The organism is Luteococcus japonicus, from assembly GCF_003752415.1.
Lineage (GTDB): Bacteria > Actinomycetota > Actinomycetes > Propionibacteriales > Propionibacteriaceae > Luteococcus > Luteococcus japonicus.
In genome coordinates this window covers 2,252,037-2,270,248 of the sequence record NZ_RKHG01000001.1, presented here as the reverse complement: position 1 = coordinate 2,270,248, position 18,212 = coordinate 2,252,037, and the positions used below count along the sequence as shown (strand labels likewise).

Below are 18,212 nucleotides of genomic sequence, written 5' to 3'. Positions count from 1 at the left end.
AGCCGAAAGCACCGTCCTGCGGTAACCAACCCGCGAATATCAGACTGACATCGCCGTCGTATAGACACGCGAAACCCCTGACCACATCCACTTCAGGTCAACACAGGAGAGGCGCCGCCAGGCATCCAGCCCGGCGGCGCCTCGTCCTGCCCTCTTGACAAAACCCACACCCATATCAGGTGTTGCGGGTCATGACGTTGTAGACACGGCTGGGGATGCGAAGGGGGCAGGTCTCTCGACAGGATGAGTGGTGTCTAAGCCGTCATCACGTTGAGTCAGAAAGACCTGCCCTTGAACACCCACGCTAACGCACCCCTGTCCCTGGAGGGCCGCCGCCGGCTCGTGGAACGCTGCCAGCACCGCCCGATCGCCCACGTCGCGAAGGAGATGGGCATCTCCCGCGCCTGCGCCTCCAAATGGGTCAACCGGCACCGCGACCTCGGCGACCCAGGGCTGCTGGACGGCTCCAGCGCCCCACACACCAGCCCCACCCGAACCCCCGACAACGTGATCGAGGAAGCGCTGAAGCTGCGCCGGGCCAAGAAGTGGTCCGCGGCCAAGATCAGCACCGAACTCGCCGAGAAACACGGCTTGCGGGTCTCGACCTCCACGATCCAACGCCACCTACGGCTCCACAACCTGCACCGGCGTCGCTTCCTCGACCTCGACGGCGAACCCGTGCGGGAACCCCAGAAGATCACGGCCCGCTACCCCGGCCACATGATCCACATGGATGTGAAGAAGGCGGGCAAGATCCCCGACGGCGGCGGCTGGCGCATCCACGGCCGCGACTCCGACCAAGCACGCCAAGCGAACCGCGCGAAGAAGGGCCAGAAGGTGGGTTACACCTACTTCCACTCGGCCATCGACGGGTTCAGCAGGCTGGCCTACACCGAAGCCCTGCCCGACGAGAAAGCCACCACCGTGATCGGGTTCTGGGCCCGCGCCCGCGCCTGGTTCTCGCTCCACGGAATCGGCCGGATCACCCGGCTGGTCACCGACAACGGGCCCTGCTACAAGGCCCACGCCTTCGAACGCTCCATCACCGGCCACGTCGCGAAGCACCAGTACATCCGGGCCTACACCCCCCGACACAACGGCAAGGTCGAACGCTACAACCGGATCCTGGCCGAGGAATTCCTCTACGCCCGACCGTTCACCTCAGACGCCCAACGCAGCGCAGCCATCAAGGTCTGGAACGTCCACTACAACTACCATCGGACCCACACCGCCTGCGGGAACCAGCCACCAGCCACCCGCACCCCAGCCCGCGTCATGAACGTGATGACCTCAAACATCTAGGCTTGCCATCGGGCTGTTTGACATGATTCCACATGAGAGTGTCCTAAGACTGAAGATCCTGGGTGCGCAGATGGTTGTGCCTTCGACCATCTCGTCCTACTGTCGAGTTCATGAAGTTTGACGCCGATCACAGCCGAGAGCACCGGCTTCGCGTACGCGTCGTGGCTCTGGCGATGGCCGCAGTCGCGGCCCTTCTGGCCGAACCACTGCTTGCCCAGCAGTCATCCCCCGTAGCTCCGGTGATCCAGCAGCGCTGACGCTGCACGCAGTCCAGGTAGTCCCAGAAAGTGTCCCCGGCCCTCCGGACAGGGGCACTTTTGCGTTCCCCGGCCCCCCGCCTCCGTCGCGATCGAGCGAATTCCGCACCCCAGTGCAGTGTGAACGTGTCAAAGAGGCTCTTCACAATCCAGGGTGTGGATCGGGTCTGAATCCGCCTGCTTCCAGGAGGGATCTGGCGATGTAGTGGGTGAGGGTGCGGAAGCCCAAGGCGGTGCCGCGCAGGTGTTCGAGGCGGCCGTGGATGGCCTCGGTGGGGCCGTTGCTGGAGCCGATGTGGTCGAAGAACGCCAGGACGTCATCGCGTCGCTTGGTCAGGGTCCGGCCCAACGTGGCGACCTCGACCAGACTGATGGCAACAGCCGTGCCGATCGCATCGATCAGGCGGGTCATGACCTTCTTGCCCTCGGTCCGACTTCTGGTGCGGTAGGCCGCGATCATGGTCTGGTAGACGCCCCAGGTGGCCTCGAACTCGACATGCCGATCATCGGCGAACAATGCGTCCAGGCGGCCTTGTTGCTTGTCAGTCAGCAGGTCGGCGCCGGCGTGAAGAGTCCGCCGGTTCTGGTGGAGTGGATGGTGTTTGCGGCCCCGAGACCCGTGCAGCGAGACCTGGACGCGTCTGCGGGAGACATCCAGGGCATCACCTGCCAGCCGGATCACATGGAAGGGATCCATCACTTCGGCGGCTGCGGGGAGTTCTTCGGTGGTGGTGGTTTTGAAGCCGGTGAACCCGTCCAGTCGGCTGGGCTGGTCGATGAGCAGTCGTTGGCCTTCGGCCAGGACCGCGGTGTTGGCGGTGTTCCACGCCACGTCCAGTGCAGCGGCGATACGGGTCATGGACAAGTGGTTGACCACCAGAGCTTCCAGCGCCCACCGCAACGCACCGCGTGACAAGCACGCACGCGGCGATGCGGCGCGGATGAGGTCTTGGCGCACACATGCCCACAACCGGTGCACCGGTGGCGACGCAGCCGGACCCGCAGAATGGTGGGTCGCCACCCAAACGCCACGTGCGCGAGCTCGCAGACCACGCTGTCGCGTGGTGAGCCCTGACAGCCGCAGCGGTGGCACCAGTCATCCGGCTCGACCGGGCGGCACAACAGGACGGCGCGCTCGCCGGTCAGGTGTGGGCCGACGACGGTCAGACCGAGGTCATCGAGCTGGCAGAACGACGTCAGATCAGGGGCGGTGTAGCTACATTGGGGCACGTCGAGGTCTTTGGTGAGGCAGTGTAGGAACTTCCATCATCCAAGGACCTCGGCCCGTCTGCGGACCCGGGTCCACTGCCCACCTACACCCTCATCTGTGAAGAGCCGGTAAACAGCCGCATCATCCTGCCTCCCACGGTCGATGAACCTGCTCACCACGAGGCCCGCTTGGTACAGTTCCGAAATGGATCACCTTTCCTCAGTGTCCACCCACGTCCAGCCCGATGTCCGGGTGCGTGGTGCCCGCGAACACAACCTCAAGGACGTCGACCTCACGGTTCCGCGTGACGCGATGGTTGTGTTCACGGGCGTGTCCGGATCCGGGAAGTCCTCCTTGGCTTTCGGCACGTTGTACGCGGAGTCGCAGCGGCGCTACTTGGAGTCAGTTGCCCCGTACGCGCGGCGACTGATCGACCAAGCGGGTGTCCCCGACGTCGACTCCATCACCGGGATGCCGCCCGCAGTCGCCTTGCAGCAGCAGCGCGGAGGGCGCAGCGCGCGCTCCTCTGTAGGTAGCATCACCACGCTGTCGAGTGTGGTTCGGATGCTCTATTCGCGAGCCGGTGAATACCCAGACGGTCAGCCGATGCTCTACGCCGAGGACTTCTCCGCGAACACCGTGCAGGGCGCGTGCCCCGAGTGCCACGGCATCGGCAGAGTGTACGCGGTGACCGAGGAGCGGATGGTGCCCGATCCCTCACTCACCATCCGGGAGCGCGCCATCGCATCGTGGCCCACCGCCTGGCACGGCCACCAGTTGCGGGACGTGCTCGTCGCGCTCGGCTACGACGTCGACGTACCGTGGAAGGATCTGCCGAAGAAGGATCGGGACTGGATCCTCTATACCGACGAGACCCCCTTCGTTCCCGTCCACTCTCGACTCACACTCGCCGAGGCGCGCCGGGCAATCCGAGCAGGAATCGAACCGAGCTACTCGGGCACCTTCGTCGGCGCGCGGCGGTACGTGCTGGACACTTTCGCGAACACGAAGAGCGCCTCGATGAAGCGCCGCGTAGCCCAGTTCATGAGCGCGGCGGTCTGCCCGGTGTGCCATGGGAAGCGGCTCAAACCCGAAGCACTGACGGTGACGTTCGAAGGACTCGATATCGCGGACTTCTCAGCCTTGCCACTGCGTGAATTGGCTGAGCTCCTCGAGTCCGTCGTCGCCGAGTCTGACCGCGAGGGCGAGACCTCCGGCGCCGTGGTAGACGTCGCGACTAGACGTGAAGCCGTCGAGCAGCGCGTTGCTGCTGGCGGCTCCGCGCACTCCGCTGCGCCGGATGTCCGTCGCACACCGAATCAGTCTGTCGAGAAGCGCGCCGCGGCAGCCCGCCTGGGCGCAGAATTGCTGGACCGCCTGCGCCCCATCCTCGATCTCGGACTCGGTTACCTCTCGCTAGGTCGCACTACGCCGACACTGTCCGGAGGGGAGCTACAACGACTTCGACTCGCCACGCAGCTCACGTCGGAACTGTTCGGTGTTGTCTACGTCCTCGACGAACCGTCCGCCGGTCTCCATCCACACGACGTCACCGCGCTGCTGGGTATCCTCGACGGGCTGAAGCAGCGCGGCAACAGCCTCTTCGTCGTGGAGCATTCCGTCGACGTCATGCGGCACGCGGACTGGCTGGTCGACATCGGCCCCGGAGCCGGGGAACGCGGCGGGCGCGTGATCTACAGCGGACCCACGGACGGGCTCGCGGAGGTCGACGAGTCGGTGACGCGCGGATACATCTTCGGGGGCAGCGGCCTTCCACCGCACCAGCCCCGTGCCGCCCACGACTGGTTGCAGCTGAAGCACGTCACCCGCAACAACCTGCGGGACGTATCTGTGCCGCTACCGCTCGGAACGCTCACGGCTGTCACTGGCGTGTCAGGGTCGGGGAAGTCCAGCCTTGTCAGTCAAGTCCTGCCTGCCCTCATCGGCGCCAGGCAAGGAGACGCCCCTCGCGTCGAGGAGGAAAGCGCTGAGGCCGACGCCCTGCTCCTCACCGACGAGTCCGATGAACTCGGAGGGTCGGTCGAGGGCGATCTCACGACCGTCCGGCGTGTGGTGAGCATCGACCAGAAACCCATCGGCCGCACGCCCCGCTCCAACGTCGCGACCTACACAGGACTCTTCGATCATGTGCGGCGCCGGTTCGCCGAGACGCCGGATGCTCGGACACGCGGATACAAGCCCGGTCGGTTCTCCTCCAATGTCGCAGGCGGCCGTTGCCCGACCTGTGAGGGTGAAGGCTCCGTGATGGTCGAGCTGCTCTTCCTGCCCTCGGTCTACACCGTGTGTCCCGACTGCCATGGCACCCGCTACCAATCGAGCACCCTGGAGATCACCTGGCGAGGGCGCAACATCGCGGAAATCCTCGCGATGAGCGTCGAAGAGGCTCACGAGTTCTTCGCCGGCGAGTACGACGTGATGCGCTCCCTCACCTCGCTGGTCGATGTCGGGCTCGGTTATCTGCGCTTGGGACAGCCGGCCACAGAGCTCTCCGGTGGGGAGGCGCAGCGTGTGAAGCTGGCCACCGAACTGCAACGAGCGCAGCGCGGCGACACTCTGTACGTGCTCGATGAGCCGACCTCCGGATTGCACTGTGCCGACGCAGACCGTCTAGTTACCCACCTTCAGACTCTCGTCGATGCGGGCAACACGGTCGTGATGGTGGAACTCGACATGCGAGTGGTCGGCGCAGCCGACTACGTCATCGATCTCGGGCCGGGAGCCGGTGACAACGGCGGCACAGTGGTCGCGTCCGGAACGCCAGCAGAGGTCGCCGCGTCGAGAAACAGCGCTTCAGCACCGTATCTCGCCGCGGCCCTCGCCGAGGCCGCGACGCTGACGTCAGGGGCATAACCCTGAGCTACATCATGTGCAAGGCGATGAACCGGTCCTTCATCTCGGTGATTCTGGGTGGCTTCGGTGACTCCACCTCCACCGGCCCCGTCGTGAGCGCACCCCCAGGGGCATCCTGCTCCATCACGTCGGGACGGTCGACGACACCACGTTCACCGAGGTCCTCACCCTGGATCCGTCCAGCTTCGAGCTACGGAGTGCGACCAACGGTCAGCGAACCCGCAATGCCTCAGGCAAGCAGACGCACTTCCTCGTGATCAAACGCACCCTCACTCCGATCCAGGTGGTCAAGGGCCAACCGAAACCGTGCCCCCCCAACCGTTGCCTTCCCGATCGAGCGAATTCCGCACCCCAGTGCAATTTGAACGTGCCAAAGACCCGTCAGCGCTCGATCGGGAAGATGGGTCACTTGTCCAGACCGGTGCGCGCACCCTTCCGTGAGCCCCACCACTGGTCTCCCCGACGCAGGATCGCGAGCAGGTGGGGTTCCGCCTCGTGCCAGTGGAACATCACCTGTCCATAGGTGAGCCGCACCACGACGTACCCCAGGGCGACGAGTTTGAGGTCCCACTCCCGATCCTTGCGGTAGTTCTCCTCGCCGGTGTGGTGTGCCTTGCTGTCCACCTCAATGACCAGCCGCTCGCCCACCAGGAAGTCCACCCGCCCCACTCCCCCGATGTCCACCTGCGGCTTCAGCTCGATGCCACGCCGCCGGAGCCTCAGCCGCACCAGACTCTCGGTGCCGGACTCGGCGGTGTCACAACGCTCCATGAAGTCCGCCACGCCGCGCAGGCCGCACAGAGCAGTTCGGATCTCCTCCCGGGTGGCCAGCTCCTGGTGCATCAAGGAGTCACAGACCATCACCAGCTCATCCCGCGGCAGACACCACCACGCGCAGCGCAGCGCGACGTCGATGTCGTCGACGGCGTGGGCCGGCACCCTGTCATCCCGGAAACCCCGGGACCGACAGCGGGACATGCCCGCGGGCATCCGGCCGGTCCTGTCGTGACCACAATGGACATGGACTGTCCCACCGGTGACGTCCCAGGCGCCATGGAAGGCGAGGGCCGAGGCACAACCCAGCACCCCTCCCGCGGCCACGGCCCGCTCCACCTTCGCGTCCGCCACCCCCGTCGCATACCAACCGATGCGTACCCGCCGCAGGCGCCCGGCCCCGACGGCGTAGATGATCTGCTACTTGGTCATCCCGGACGCCCGGAGGGCCTTGGTCCTGCACACGCCCCCACGGGCCTGAAGAACTTCCATGACTGCAGGATGTGCGTCGAGCCTTTGGAATTTTCACACCATTCGATGCCTGTGGACAGGTCCTCGGGAAGCCAAATCCTGTGGAAAACCCGGATTCGGCGAGGAGTCATCTTCCCGATCGAGCGAATTCCGCACCCCAGTGCAGTGTGAACGTGTCAAAGACCCGTCAGCGCTCGATCGGGAAGATGGGTCAGGTGTCCAGATGTTGTCCGGGGACTACTTTCCGGTGTGCCACTTGCGGATCAGCCGGATCCGGGAGTCCACCTGGTCCGTGGAGGCGCGGGACAGGGGTGGGCCGCCGGCCTGGCGGCGCAACTCGGCGTGGATGTGGCTGTGCGGGATGCCGCGGGAGCGGGCGTACTGGCTGACCAGGGAGTTCAACTCCTTGCGCTTGGTCTCCAGCGCCCGGTGCAGACTCACCTCGGGGGCGACGTGCTCCTTCTTGTCCTGCCGCTCCTGGCGCTTGAGCTGGCGGCGCTGGCGCTCCTTGAGCAGGTCTCGCACCTGGTCGGGTTCCAGCAGCCCGGGCAGGCCAAGATAGTCGGCCTCCTCCTCGGAGCTGGGTTCCGCATTCAGGCCGAACTGCTGCGAGTCGAACATCACGTGGTCGAACTGCGCGACGCTCTCCAGGGCCTCCCACTCGCCGAGCAGGTCGTCGGAGGCCTTGGCGTCCTGGTTGGCCTGTTCCATCAGGAGGTCTTCCTGGGCGAACAGGTCGTCCTCGTCGGCCGTCTTCCGGCCACCGAGGATGTGGTCGCGTTGCTGCTCCAACAGGGCGGCATGGGACAGGATCACCGGCACGGTGGGCAGGAAGACGGTGGCCACTTCACCACGTCGCCGGGTACGCACGAAACGCCCGACGGCCTGGGCGAAGAAGAGGGGTGTGGAGGTGGCCGTCGCGTAGACGCCGACAGACAGGCGCGGGACGTCGACGCCCTCGGAGACCATGCGAACGGCCACCAGCCAGCGCGCCTCGGAGCCACTGAAGTCCTCGATCCGCTTGCTGGCGCCCTCCTCGTCGGACAGCACGACGGTGGGCTTCTCCCCCGTCACCTGGTGCAGGATCCGGGCATAGGAGCGGGCCTGGGTCTGGTTGGTGGCAATCACCAGGCCCCCGGCGTCGGGGACATGGCGGCGCACCTCCGAGAGCCTGATGTCGGCGGCCTTGAGCACGGACTGGATCCATTCGCCCTTGGGGTCCAGGGCGGTGCGCCAGGCGTGGGCGGTGAGGTCCTTGGTGAGCGCCTCGCCAAGATTGGCGGCCAGTTCGTCGCCGGCCTTGGTGCGCCAGCGCATCGGGCCGCCGTAGGCCATGAAGATCACCGGGCGCACGACATTGTCCCGCAGGGCCTCGGCGTAGCCGTAGGTGTAGTCGGCCCGGGACTGCTTGGCGCCGCTGGGCAGTTCCTCGTAGGTGACGAAGGGGATGGGGCTCTCGTCGGAGCGGAAGGGGGTACCGGTCAGCGCCAGGCGCCGCACGGCAGGCTGGAAGGCCTCCTGAATGGCGTCTCCCCAGCTCAGGGCGTCACCGGCGTGGTGCACCTCGTCGAGGATGACCAGCGTCTTGAAGTTCTCCACCCGAGCCCGGTAGTGATGCACACGGGCCGCGACGCCGGCATAGGTGACGGCGATGCCGTCGAACTCCTTGGAACGCCCCCGCATGGAACCGCCCAGGCCCGGGTCGATGTTGATGCCCACCTTGCTGGCGGCCTCCGCCCACTGCACCTTGAGGTGCTCGGTGGGGGCCACGACGAGGACCCGGGTGATGATGCGCCGGTGCAGCAGTTCCGCGGCGACGCGCAGGGCGAAGGTCGTCTTGCCGGCGCCGGGGGTGGCGACGGCCAGGAAGTCCCGTGGCTCGTCGCGCAGGTAGATGTCCAGCGCCTCCTGCTGCCAGGCGCGCAGGCTGCGTGCCGTGCCCCAGGGGGCGCGGCCGGGCCAGGCCGGAGAGATGTGTTCGAAGGCGGAGGTGCTCAACGGCGGCGCCCCTTCCGGGGTGCGCTGCCGGGGGTGGGGAAGGTGGTGCGCATGGGAGTTCGAGACTACCTGACGTCACTGACAGCGGGTCTCGCCCGTCACACCCGAAGGGGTGCCCCAGCGCCTGAGAAGCTGAAGGTCCGCGGCAGCTCTACCGTTTTATTTGCTTCCTCCGGCAGGGAATGAAACCCTTTGACACAAGGCGGTCTGCTGCGCAAGCAGTTGTGCCGCCCCTTCGTGGCAGGGGGCTCCGAAGTTCGACACCGGCGGGGGCCGGGACCAGCACCATCCAGTTCCTTCTCCTAGGAGACCCCATGATCGCCCTCATCATCGCCGTCGTGACCCTGTGGCTGGTCGCCGGATTCCTCTGGTTCTCCGATGACACCAAGACCCGCGCGACCATCAACGAGGTCCTCTCCCACCAGGACGAGCCGGTCCGGCTCGACGAGTACCGGGACCGGGCGGCCTGACCAACCCGAACACCGACACGAATTTCTTGTGTGAACAGATCTCCCTGAAGCTTTGCTGAGGCGCTATGGTTGCTGGCACCTCAACGATGAGACGCGGTGCTCGGGGGAATACCGCTCCAACCCACTCAGGAGACGACCATGGCCCCTCTCTTCCTCACCGCAGTGATCGCCATCTGGATTGCCGCTGCCGTCCTGTGGCTGCTCGACGCACCCAGCCCCCGCCAGACGGCAGACACGGTCCTCACCGACCGCCGCATCTCCGACGAGCCGGTTGTCAGCCCGCTCAAGATTGCCGCCTGAGCCACATTCTTCGTTAGCACGCACCAGGCGCCCGCCACCATCCGGTGACGGGCGCCTGGTGCGTCGAAGAGGGCCAGCACTCAGCTCCGCCAGCCGAGGATGAGGTCCACCGCCTGCGCGAAGGAGTCGGCGAAGGCCGTCGGCTCCGGCAGCCCGGCAGGCCAGGACCGGCCGCGGCCAATGTAGACGCTGTTGATTCCGGCGGCCTGGGCACCCTCGATGTCCGTGTCATGCGCGTCGCCGACCATCCACGCTCCCTCCAGCGGCAGGCCGGCCTGCCGGGCCGCGAGGTGGAAGATGCGCGGATCCGGCTTGCGCACCCCGACGACATCGCTGACCACCCAGCCGGTGACATGCCGATCCAGACCCAGGTTGGTGATCTTGAGGTCCTGTTGGGGCACCACGCCATTGGTGACGATGAAGGGCGTCCACCCGGCGGCCGTCGCCCGGCCGAGTGCGTCCAGCACCTCCTGCTCCACCCGCAGGTTGTCCAGCACACCCTGACGCAGGACCTTGGTGATGCCGGCCGTCTCCTCGTCGCTGAGCCCCAGGATGCGTTGGAGGTCCGCCGCGGCCTCCGGCTTGGGACGCAGTCCGTCGCCGTCCGCGCGCACCATCTCCTCCACAAGCGCTGGATCCGCACCCCGTTGGGCGAGGTAGCCGACGGCCCACGCCCGGTGGGCGCTGGCGCGGTCGACGAGCGTGTTGTCCAGGTCAACGAAGAGCAGCGGCATGACCCCAAGCCTAGCGAGGCCGCACATGCGCCCAGTCCCCAGCGCACGGAGCCCCGCCCACCGCCGACGGCTTCACCCTGATGGCCTCCAACACCCCCGACGAGATGCCCTACCTGCCCGGCAACAATGTCACCATCTCCGGCGACGACGTGCGCCTGCGGGACTTCTTCACCGCCCTGGCCGAGGGAGGCCAGGTCACCCTGCCCATGGAGAAGCAGATGTGGGGCGCGGAATTCGGCCAGCTGACCGACAAGTTCGGCATCAACTGGATGGTCAACCTCAACGCCTGAGCACCCACGCCATCCTCGTTGGCCAGCACCTCAGAGCAGGTGCAGGGCGGCGGGGATGTTCTGCGCTCCGACGAAGAGCGCCAGGAGAACCAGCAGGCAGGCGAAGGCGAACTGCAGCTGCCGCGGGTCGGCCAGCCGCGCCACGCGCCCACCGGCCAGACTCCCCAGGCTCGCGCCGACGGCGAAGGGCACCACCACGCCCCAGTCCAGGGCCACCCCGATGGTCAGCCGCGATGCCAGCGCCGTCGCCGAGTTGATGGCAATCACCAGCAGCGACGTGGCGATTGCCTCCTTCATCGCGAAGCCGAGCACCAGGGTCAGCGCCGGGACGACGGCGAAGCCACCGCCCACCCCGAAGAAGCCGGTGAGCAGCCCCACACCCGTCGCGGTCAGCAGCAGCTGCCAGAAGGGCCTCGCCTGCCCGCCACCACCGGAACGGCCGCGGGCTCGCGCCCGGAACATCAACCACGCGACGACGAGCAGCAAGACGCTGAACAGGGCCATCAGGACCTCGCCCTCAACCTGCGTTGAGGCCGCAGATCCCATCATGGATCCCACGATCCCCAGCGCCCCGAAGAGCGCACCGTCGACCCAGCGCACGCGGCCGGTGCGGTGGTGTGGCCACAAGCCGATCAGGGACGAGATGCCGATGATCAACAGCGAACCCTCGGTGGCGGCATGGGGGCTCTGGTGCAGCACGTAGACCAGCAGCGGGATGGTGAGGATCGCGCCCCCGCCACCCAGGCTGCCCATCACGATGCCCACCAGGATTCCCAGGGGCAGGGTCCACAGGCTCATGAGACCTTGAGCGCGATCACGCGGCCGGCCAGACTCAGCAGCCGCAGGTCCCCGAAGGTGTCTCCCGTCTGGTCCGGCAGCGGCTGGTAGAAGCGCTCCGGCTCGGTCTCCGGCTCATTGCGGTTGACGACGCCCCGCCGTGTGGTGACCGGGGAGCTTCCCTTGTAGTGCGGGTCATTGCTGGCCACCTGGATGCCGACCCGACGCCAGGCGACGTCCCGGGGCAGCGCCATCCGCACGGCGCCGGTGGTGGTCTCGATGACCGATCGACCCGTGGTCTCGGTGATCACCACGTCATTGCCGGTATTGCCCAGGGCACCGGCGTCACGGCCGACCACGAAGAAGGGACGGGTACGCCAGATCCGCTTGCCGGTGTTCGGGTCGATCCGGCTCACCACCACGCGGCCGCCCTCGACGGAACCGTCATTGCGAACAGTCCCCGCCTGCCACTCGCAGACCAGCACGACGTCGCGACGCGAACTGCAGCCCAGGTCCGCGGCGGGCATCCGCCACAGGGTCTTGCCGGTGTCGGCATCCAGCCCTACGGTCAGGCGACGCGAGGGCATCGGGTTGGCCCGGGTGGGCCTGGACATTCCGACAGTTCCGTAGACAACCCCATCGGAAATGTCGAAGCCGCGCCCGGCACGGGACGAGAGCTTGCCGAAGACGTCGACCTCCAGACGGTGCCACAGCAGCTTGCCGCCGTGTTCGACCCCGATCGTGGCCTTGCGGGTCTTCGGTTCCAGGAAGCGCACCAGTCCGTTGACACCGAGGTCCTCGTAGGAGTCGCCGGAGTCCGGCAGGGCGCGGCTGCTCTGTCGCCCGTCGACGCGCAGGCGTACCTCGTGGGACTTGACGCCGGAGATCGCATTGGCGCACACCGAGGAGGCATCGTCGGAGCAGATCTCCGGGAAGGAGGTGAAGACATGGATGCCGGTGTCGGCCACGGCCTCGCCACGACTGGTGGTGTCCAGCAGGCGCATCCGGGCGCGCTGACCGGGGCCGGTGAGGGGTTCGAGCACGGCCACATAGCGATCCAGCACCGCAGTGACGGGCATCGCCACCTCGGGGGCCACCATCGACGAACTCACGCGATGGGCCCACTCCACGTGGCCGTCGGCAAGGCTGAGTTCCTGCAGCTCCAGGTGCTTGTCCACGCTGGCCACCAGCATGGCGTGGCCCCCGACGTTGACCACATCACTGGCCGGCCGGGTGGTCGTGGTGGTCCACTCAAGTGGCACCTCGGTGGGAGCCTCTGCCTGGCCCTGGGCGCCTTCGTCGACGGAGGCGGGACCGCCCTCCTGGCCTGGCGTGCTCGCCGGTGCGCTGGGGGATGTGACGGAGGCAGACGGCGTGGTGCCCGGCTCCTGGTCCGCGCTGCATCCGGCGGGAGTCAGCAGGGCGGCGGCCAGGAGCACGGCAGGGCCCGTCCTCCGGTCGAATCCCAGCCGTCGCATGCCTCGAGCCTACGCGGAGCTCGGCTCTCGCTCGAATGCCGACAAACACGTGGGAAGCAGGCTTCAGCGTCGGTGCAGCAAGCGCTCCAGGGCGGAGGGCTTGGCCTCGTCCTTCTCGCCGGTGCGCTCATTGAGTTCGATCCAGCGAGAGTCGCAACCCGGACAGCGGTAGACGGGCGCGCCCTCCACCCGGTCCCGGGTCTTGATGATCCCGCACGCGTCCTGACAGGTGTTCGCCTCGATGAATCGTGCCGCCATGTTTCCCATGGTGCACGGAAGATCCCGCGATGCCAAGGCGGGTGTGAATCGGGCGGGATCGCGAAGGCCCCCGGCCGGTGAAGACCGGGGGCGGTACCCGTGCTTGTTCCACGTGGAACGCGTCAGGCGATCTTGGTCAGGTCGTAGACCGTGGTCCCGCCGACGGTGGTGGAGGTGAAGTTGGCCGCCACCCATTCGCTGATCTCGGAACCGGAGCCCGAGTTGCCAACGGGGCCGCCGCCCATGCCACCTCCCGAGATGAAGTAGGTGATGTCACCGTTGGCGACGTAGGCCTTGAACTGCTCCAGCGTCACATTGTTGTCGCTGCCGCTCCAGCCGCCGATGGACATCACGGCAGTGTCGCTGTTCAGGATGTATCCCGCGGCGGTCTGGTCACCGATCACGGCGGCGGACCACTTCGAGCTGGTCTTGTTCAGCAAGGCGATCAGTTCCGAGTTGCTGGAGGACTCCCCCTGGCCGGGGCCACCGTTGCCGTCCGCCGCGCTGCTGCCGGCGGCCGAGCCTGTCGAGGCGGTGCCCGAGGTCGTGCCGGTCGGCGCGGTGCCGGTCGGCTCGGTGCCAGTCGGTGCCGTACCCGTGGTGCCGGACTGTGCGCCGTCGGTGCCCGTGGGTGAAGTGCCACCCATCTGGCCGCCACCCATACCGCCCATTCCTCCGCCGGCGACGGCCGGGCCGGAGACCGGCATGGAGCCGGTGTGCGGGACGTTCACGGTGCCGACGGTCCAGGCCGCCGAGGGAGCTGCCGCGCTCAGCGAGCCGACGACCAGCGCCGCAATGGCCAGCTTCTTCACGGTCTGGTTCTTCTGGGCGACGCCCAGGGCGACGTAGCCCATTGCCCCGGCCATGCCACCGGCCAGCGCGGCCCAGCGGATCCAGGCGTGCCAGCCCGACGCGTTGAGCGAGAGCAGGTGGTAGCCCCAGCCCGCGGTCACCGCGATGGCCAGGCCGAGCACGGTGCGCCAGGCGACGCCTAGGACTCCGTCGAGCTGCCCCTTGCGGAAGACCTCGCGTCCGGCCACGGCGATCGTCGCGGCGAGGCCCGGGGTGAGGGCGATCGCGTAGTAGGAGTGGACGGTGCCCTCCATGAAGCTCAGCACCAACGCGGTGGAGACCATCCAACCGCCCCAGACCACCAGCGAGGCACGCGCCTCGTCGGTACGGGGTGCGCGGCCGCGGGCCACCAGGCCGGCGAAAAGCAGGATGAGCGCGGCGGGCAGGAACCAGCTGATCTCGGTGCCGAACTGGCTGTTGAACAGCCGGAAGATGCCGGCGGTGCCACCGAAGCCGCCACCCTGGCCACCCCCGCCACCATTCCCGGATCCGCCGAGGATGCGGCCCAGGCCGTTGTAGCCCAGCGCCAGCTCCCACAGCGTGTTGTTGGTGGAGCCGCCGATGTAGGCGCGCTTGGCGACGGGCCACAGCGAGACCAGGGCGATGAACCAGCCCGCGGAGACGATCATGCTGACCAGCGCCGCGAGCAGATGGAGGATGCGCGTCCTCAGGTTGAAGCGAGCGGCCAGGACGTAGGCCAGCACGAAGCCGGGCAGCACCAGCAGGCCTTGCAGCATCTTGGTCAGGAAGGCGAAACCGATCGCGGCACCGGCAGCCACCATCCACGTCAGGGCAGAGCGACCACGCGAGGTCTCGATACCCCGGACCACGCAGTAGCCGGCCAGGCTCATCAGCAGGGTGAGCATCGCGTCGGGATTGTCGAAGCGGAACATCAGGGCAGCAACCGGGGTAACCAGCACCAGGGCACCGGCCGCCAGACCGGCCGCATGACCGTGCCAGCGGCGGACCGCGGCAGCCACCGTCGCCACCGTCCCGATGCCCATCAGCGCCTGCGGCAGCAGCAGGGAGAAGGAGCTGAAGCCGAAGATGCGGGCACTCAGACCCACCACCCACAGGGAGGCCGGTGGCTTGTCGACGGTGATCGCGTTCGCGGAGTCCAGTGAGCCGAAGAGCCAGGCGGTCCAGCTCCGCGTCGCGGACTTCACCGCGGCGGCATAGAAGTCATTGGCATAGCCGCTGACGGTCAGGTTCCACAGGTAGACGACGGCGGAGACGGCCAGCAGCGCCCACAGTGCGGGGCGGGCCCAAGCCGGGTCCGTGTTGGATCCCAGGAAGAAGCGAGCCAGCCGGCCGCGCTCGGCCGGGGGTGCCGCCGAGCTGAGGTGGGCATCGGGCCCTGCCTCGCTCGCGGCGAGCTGGGCAGCCACGTCGGCGGCCCGCCGCTCGTCGAGCAGTGCGGTGGAGGTCATGGTGGAGAGGCCTTTCGTTCGGCTACTGCTCCACCGTCGCGTCGGAGTCTATGAGCCTGCTGTGTGGTCCCGGGGACGTGGCTGTGACCTTCCTCGTATGGATTCCGGACATGTCACCATGTCCGGATCTTTCCGAATGGTAGGCAATCGCGTGGGGCTCGATGAGAAGTTCTCCGGTATGGCTGCAAGCAGGGGTGTTGCGGTCCAGAGTGACCCGAGACCTTGCCAGCAACGACAGCACGGGGGAAAGAGAAGAGCATGACTGCAAACATGATCCTGGTGGTGGAACGAGAGTTCCCTATGCGCGGGAGGTGGTCTTCGACGCGTGGACCATCCCCGACCAGATGAGCCAGTGGCGCGGGTCGCCGGGGTGGCACGTGGACCCGGCCACCGTGACCAGCGAGCTCAAGCCGGGCGGCCGCCACCACCACGACAAGGTGCGCGAGTCCGACGGCCAGGTCGTCGGCACCGACGCAGTGTTCACCGAGTACTTCCGCCCCGACGTCTTCGTCGCCAAGCAGAGGATCACCGGCGACGACGGCATCAACCCCGACCAGCCGCTGGAGCTGCGCGTCGAGTTCACCAAGATGGGCAGGCACGGAACGCTGGTCCGCATCATCCAGGGCCCCTATGACCCGTCACAGTCCGAGCTGCACTCCGAGGGCTGGGAGTTGGAGCTCGAGCGCCTGTCCCAGTGGCTGCAGGCCAATGCCACGCCCATCGAGGGAGCCGCCCGATGAGCTCGAATGTGACCACGGTCCGCCGCAAGCCGTTGATGAACATGAAACAGATCCTGCTCATGAACCTGGGTTTCTTCGGCATCCAGTACTCCTTCGGCATGCAGCAGACGGCCATCAACCCGATCTACTCGATGCTCGGTGCCAGCCCCGACGAACTGCCGCTGCTGAACCTGGCGGGCCCGATCACCGGCCTGTTCATCCAGCCGATGATCGGCGCGCTGAGCGACCGCACCTGGGTGGAGAAGGGCTTCTTCCGCGGTCGCCGTCGCCCCTTCTTCCTGGTCGGTGCCATCGGTTGCGCCGTGTGCCTCTTCCTCTTCCCCTTCGTCTGGGCCGTCTGGATGGCCGCACTGCTGCTCTGGCTGCTCGACGCCAGCAACAACACCGCCATGGAGCCCTACCGCGCCTTCATCGCGGACAAGCTGCCCCCCTCGCAGCTGGGCAAGGGCTTCCTGGCGCAGAGCTTCTTCACCGGCCTCGGCATCACCCTGGCCAACCTGTCCATCAGCCTCTTCCAGGCCATCTTCGGCCTGGGCACCGGCGCTGGCATCCCCAAGTGGGCCTTCGGCGCCTTCATGCTGGGCTCGGTCTGCTCCCTGGTGACCGTCCTTGTCAGCGTGATCTCCACGCCGGAGAACGTCCCCTCCGACGCCGAACTGGCCGAACTCAAGGCCAAGAAGGCCGAGCGCGGCGGCGCCGGTGCCTTCCTGCGGGAGATCGGCGACGCCGTGGTGGACATGCCGACCCCGATGAAGGTGCTGGCGGTCGTCTACTTCTTCCAGTGGTACGCCATGAACTGCTACTGGCAGTTCATCTCGCTGGCCATCGCCAAGGTGCTCTACGGCACCACGGACACCAAGTCCGCCCTGTACCAGGAGGCGGTGGCCCAGACGGGCAAGGTCAATGCGACGTACAACATCGTCACCTTCTGCGTCGCCTTCGCTCTGGTGGCGATGGCGAAGAAGCTGGGCGCCAAGTGGGTGCATGCCATCTGCCTGTGGTGCGCCACCGCCAGCCTGCTGGTCTTCCCGCTCATGCACTCCCGAACTCTGGAGATGGTTGCGATCGTCGGCCTCGGTGTCGCATGGGCCTCGATCATGGGTGTGCCCTACATCATGATCGTGCGGATGGTGCCGTCGACGCGTTATGGCGTCTACATGGGCATCGTCAACATGATGATCGTGATCCCGATGCTGATCCAGACCCTGACCTTCGGCTGGGTCTACAAGCACCTGCTGGGTGACAATCCGGTCAACGCGCTGACCTTCGCAGCGGTCTTCCTGGCCATCGCCGGTCTGGTGATGCTCTTCATCAAGGAGCCGCCGATCGTCAAGGATGTGGATGACGTCACCGCCGCCGTTCCGAGGGGAGCCCACTGATGAGCAAGACCGTGTTGATGAACGACTACCGCACCATCGTGGTGGGCACCGACGGCTCGGACCTGTCCGGCCCGACGGTGGCCCGTGCCGCATGGCTGGCCGCGCGCGAGGACGCGGAGCTGGTGATCGTGTGCGCCTGGTCCAGCATTTCCCGCCGCGCCGAGGCGAAGAATGTCAACGCCTTGGGCAATGACCCGTCCACGCTCGGGCAGGTGCACGGCCGGCAGGCCGCCACCGAGGCCGTGCAGGCGGGCGTGCAGATCGCCCGGGCCCACGGCGCGACCGTGAAGGCCGCCCTGCTGGTGGACGGCGAGCCCGGCTCGGCGCTGCTGCAGATTGCCGGGCAGCACCGCGCGGACCTGATCGTCGTCGGCGCCATCCAGGACGTGTCCATCGCGGACCGGCTGCTGGGCACGGTGGCCACCGACGTGGTCAAGCGCGCCACCTGCGAGGTGCTGATCGTGCGGCCCTCGATGCCGGTCACCGAACTGGAGGTCCCGGAGGACAACACCGACGCCCAGCCCACGCCGCAGCAGGTGCCGCTGGACTGAGCGGCGAAAACAGAGAGAAAGTGAGGGGGTCTGCTGCCACAGCGGCAGCAGACCCCCTCATTTCGTCTCT

17 protein-coding genes and 1 pseudogene are annotated in these 18,212 nt (G+C 67.1%); 10 read left to right on the top strand and 8 right to left on the bottom strand.

All coding sequences use genetic code 11. The features are described from left to right. Positions 1 to 291: 291 nt before the first annotated feature. Positions 292 to 1,302, top strand: a complete 1,011-nt coding sequence (locus tag EDD41_RS10860) for an IS481 family transposase (RefSeq protein ID WP_123575532.1) — start codon at positions 292 to 294, stop codon at positions 1,300 to 1,302. Positions 1,303 to 1,412: 110 nt separating this feature from the next. Beyond that, positions 1,413 to 1,559: a hypothetical protein gene (locus EDD41_RS16905; protein ID WP_170165337.1), complete on the top strand. Its 147-nt coding sequence runs from the start codon at positions 1,413 to 1,415 to the stop codon at positions 1,557 to 1,559. Positions 1,560 to 1,701: 142 nt separating this feature from the next. On the opposite strand, the pseudogene EDD41_RS10855 reads toward EDD41_RS16905, so the two are convergent. Continuing rightward, positions 1,702 to 2,789, bottom strand: a pseudogene (locus tag EDD41_RS10855) (transposase). Between the two features lie 184 nt (positions 2,790 to 2,973). Between EDD41_RS10855 and EDD41_RS10850 the strand changes: the two are divergent. Both EDD41_RS10850 and EDD41_RS18190 read left to right on the top strand, forming a co-directional pair. Beyond that, positions 2,974 to 5,640 (top strand): excinuclease ABC subunit UvrA, encoded by a 2,667-nt coding sequence (locus EDD41_RS10850; RefSeq protein ID WP_123575915.1) that lies wholly within the window; start codon positions 2,974 to 2,976, stop codon positions 5,638 to 5,640. 14 nt (positions 5,641 to 5,654) lie between these two features. Next, on the top strand, positions 5,655 to 5,897 hold the full coding sequence (locus tag EDD41_RS18190) for a hypothetical protein (RefSeq protein ID WP_425454334.1): 243 nt from the start codon (positions 5,655 to 5,657) through the stop codon (positions 5,895 to 5,897). Positions 5,898 to 6,045: 148 nt separating this feature from the next. Here the strand turns inward: EDD41_RS18190 and EDD41_RS10840 are convergent, their stop codons facing one another. Next, entirely contained in the window at positions 6,046 to 6,579 is a 534-nt protein-coding gene (locus EDD41_RS10840) for an endonuclease domain-containing protein (RefSeq protein WP_170165336.1), read from the bottom strand. A gap of 543 nt (positions 6,580 to 7,122) precedes the next feature. Beyond that, positions 7,123 to 8,883 carry a DEAD/DEAH box helicase gene (locus EDD41_RS10835; protein ID WP_123575913.1) on the bottom strand — a complete coding sequence of 587 codons (1,761 nt, stop codon included), beginning with the start codon at positions 8,881 to 8,883 and terminating at the stop codon, positions 7,123 to 7,125. 314 nt (positions 8,884 to 9,197) lie between these two features. Between EDD41_RS10835 and EDD41_RS16900 the strand changes: the two genes are divergently transcribed. Further along, positions 9,198 to 9,353, top strand: a complete 156-nt coding sequence (locus EDD41_RS16900; protein ID WP_170165335.1) for a hypothetical protein — start codon at positions 9,198 to 9,200, stop codon at positions 9,351 to 9,353. Between the two features lie 138 nt (positions 9,354 to 9,491). After that, positions 9,492 to 9,653, top strand: a complete 162-nt coding sequence (locus tag EDD41_RS16895) for a hypothetical protein (protein WP_170165334.1) — start codon at positions 9,492 to 9,494, stop codon at positions 9,651 to 9,653. Positions 9,654 to 9,733: 80 nt separating this feature from the next. On the opposite strand, the gene EDD41_RS10830 is transcribed toward EDD41_RS16895, so the two are convergent. Continuing rightward, the gene (locus EDD41_RS10830) at positions 9,734 to 10,387 is read right to left on the bottom strand and encodes an HAD family hydrolase (RefSeq protein ID WP_170165333.1); all 654 of its coding nucleotides are present in this window, start codon (positions 10,385 to 10,387) and stop codon (positions 9,734 to 9,736) included. A gap of 80 nt (positions 10,388 to 10,467) precedes the next feature. On the opposite strand from EDD41_RS10830, the gene EDD41_RS10825 reads away from it, so the two are divergent. Next, positions 10,468 to 10,677, top strand: a complete 210-nt coding sequence (locus EDD41_RS10825; RefSeq protein ID WP_094763502.1) for a VOC family protein — start codon at positions 10,468 to 10,470, stop codon at positions 10,675 to 10,677. A gap of 30 nt (positions 10,678 to 10,707) precedes the next feature. Here EDD41_RS10825 and EDD41_RS10820 read toward each other — a convergent pair whose 3' ends face one another. The 4 genes from EDD41_RS10820 to EDD41_RS10805 form a co-directional block, all read right to left on the bottom strand. Continuing rightward, positions 10,708 to 11,475 (bottom strand): sulfite exporter TauE/SafE family protein, encoded by a 768-nt coding sequence (locus EDD41_RS10820; RefSeq protein WP_094763501.1) that lies wholly within the window; start codon positions 11,473 to 11,475, stop codon positions 10,708 to 10,710. Then, the gene (locus EDD41_RS10815) at positions 11,472 to 12,932 is read right to left on the bottom strand and encodes a PQQ-binding-like beta-propeller repeat protein (RefSeq protein WP_123575911.1); all 1,461 of its coding nucleotides are present in this window, start codon (positions 12,930 to 12,932) and stop codon (positions 11,472 to 11,474) included. The genes EDD41_RS10820 and EDD41_RS10815 overlap by 4 nt, the downstream gene beginning before the upstream one ends. Positions 12,933 to 12,995: 63 nt before the next feature. Then, positions 12,996 to 13,190 carry a hypothetical protein gene (locus EDD41_RS10810; protein ID WP_094763499.1) on the bottom strand — a complete coding sequence of 65 codons (195 nt, stop codon included), beginning with the start codon at positions 13,188 to 13,190 and terminating at the stop codon, positions 12,996 to 12,998. Positions 13,191 to 13,312: 122 nt separating this feature from the next. After that, positions 13,313 to 15,472 carry an ArnT family glycosyltransferase gene (locus EDD41_RS10805; protein ID WP_123575910.1) on the bottom strand — a complete coding sequence of 720 codons (2,160 nt, stop codon included), beginning with the start codon at positions 15,470 to 15,472 and terminating at the stop codon, positions 13,313 to 13,315. Positions 15,473 to 15,783: 311 nt separating this feature from the next. Between EDD41_RS10805 and EDD41_RS10800 the strand changes: the two genes are divergently transcribed. The 3 genes from EDD41_RS10800 to EDD41_RS10790 are packed head-to-tail and all read left to right on the top strand — an operon-like array spanning position 15,784 to position 18,142. Next, the gene (locus tag EDD41_RS10800; protein WP_245995620.1) at positions 15,784 to 16,212 is read left to right on the top strand and encodes an SRPBCC family protein; all 429 of its coding nucleotides are present in this window, start codon (positions 15,784 to 15,786) and stop codon (positions 16,210 to 16,212) included. After that, positions 16,209 to 17,591, top strand: coding sequence for an MFS transporter (locus EDD41_RS10795; RefSeq protein ID WP_123575909.1), 1,383 nt, complete (start codon positions 16,209 to 16,211; stop codon positions 17,589 to 17,591). The genes EDD41_RS10800 and EDD41_RS10795 overlap by 4 nt, the downstream gene beginning before the upstream one ends. Then, the gene (locus EDD41_RS10790; protein WP_245995619.1) at positions 17,591 to 18,142 is read left to right on the top strand and encodes a universal stress protein; all 552 of its coding nucleotides are present in this window, start codon (positions 17,591 to 17,593) and stop codon (positions 18,140 to 18,142) included. The genes EDD41_RS10795 and EDD41_RS10790 overlap by 1 nt, the downstream gene beginning before the upstream one ends. The last annotated feature ends 70 nt before the right edge of the window (positions 18,143 to 18,212 follow it).

What these genes read in the sequence shown, in the direction of transcription:
- EDD41_RS16905 (WP_170165337.1), top strand. Translation starts at nt 1,413, where the DNA reads ATGAAGTTTGACGCCGATCACAGCCGAGAGCACCGGCTTCGCGTACGC.
- EDD41_RS10850 (WP_123575915.1), top strand. Translation starts at nt 2,974, where the DNA reads ATGGATCACCTTTCCTCAGTGTCCACCCACGTCCAGCCCGATGTCCGG.
- EDD41_RS18190 (WP_425454334.1), top strand. Translation starts at nt 5,655, where the DNA reads ATGTGCAAGGCGATGAACCGGTCCTTCATCTCGGTGATTCTGGGTGGC.
- EDD41_RS16900 (WP_170165335.1), top strand. Translation starts at nt 9,198, where the DNA reads ATGATCGCCCTCATCATCGCCGTCGTGACCCTGTGGCTGGTCGCCGGA.
- EDD41_RS16895 (WP_170165334.1), top strand. Translation starts at nt 9,492, where the DNA reads ATGGCCCCTCTCTTCCTCACCGCAGTGATCGCCATCTGGATTGCCGCT.
- EDD41_RS10830 (WP_170165333.1), bottom strand. Translation starts at nt 10,387, where the DNA reads ATGCCGCTGCTCTTCGTTGACCTGGACAACACGCTCGTCGACCGCGCC.
- EDD41_RS10825 (WP_094763502.1), top strand. Translation starts at nt 10,468, where the DNA reads ATGGCCTCCAACACCCCCGACGAGATGCCCTACCTGCCCGGCAACAAT.
- EDD41_RS10820 (WP_094763501.1), bottom strand. Translation starts at nt 11,475, where the DNA reads ATGAGCCTGTGGACCCTGCCCCTGGGAATCCTGGTGGGCATCGTGATG.
- EDD41_RS10815 (WP_123575911.1), bottom strand. Translation starts at nt 12,932, where the DNA reads ATGCGACGGCTGGGATTCGACCGGAGGACGGGCCCTGCCGTGCTCCTG.
- EDD41_RS10810 (WP_094763499.1), bottom strand. Translation starts at nt 13,190, where the DNA reads ATGGCGGCACGATTCATCGAGGCGAACACCTGTCAGGACGCGTGCGGG.
- EDD41_RS10805 (WP_123575910.1), bottom strand. Translation starts at nt 15,472, where the DNA reads ATGACCTCCACCGCACTGCTCGACGAGCGGCGGGCCGCCGACGTGGCT.
- EDD41_RS10795 (WP_123575909.1), top strand. Translation starts at nt 16,209, where the DNA reads ATGAGCTCGAATGTGACCACGGTCCGCCGCAAGCCGTTGATGAACATG.
- EDD41_RS10790 (WP_245995619.1), top strand. Translation starts at nt 17,591, where the DNA reads ATGAGCAAGACCGTGTTGATGAACGACTACCGCACCATCGTGGTGGGC.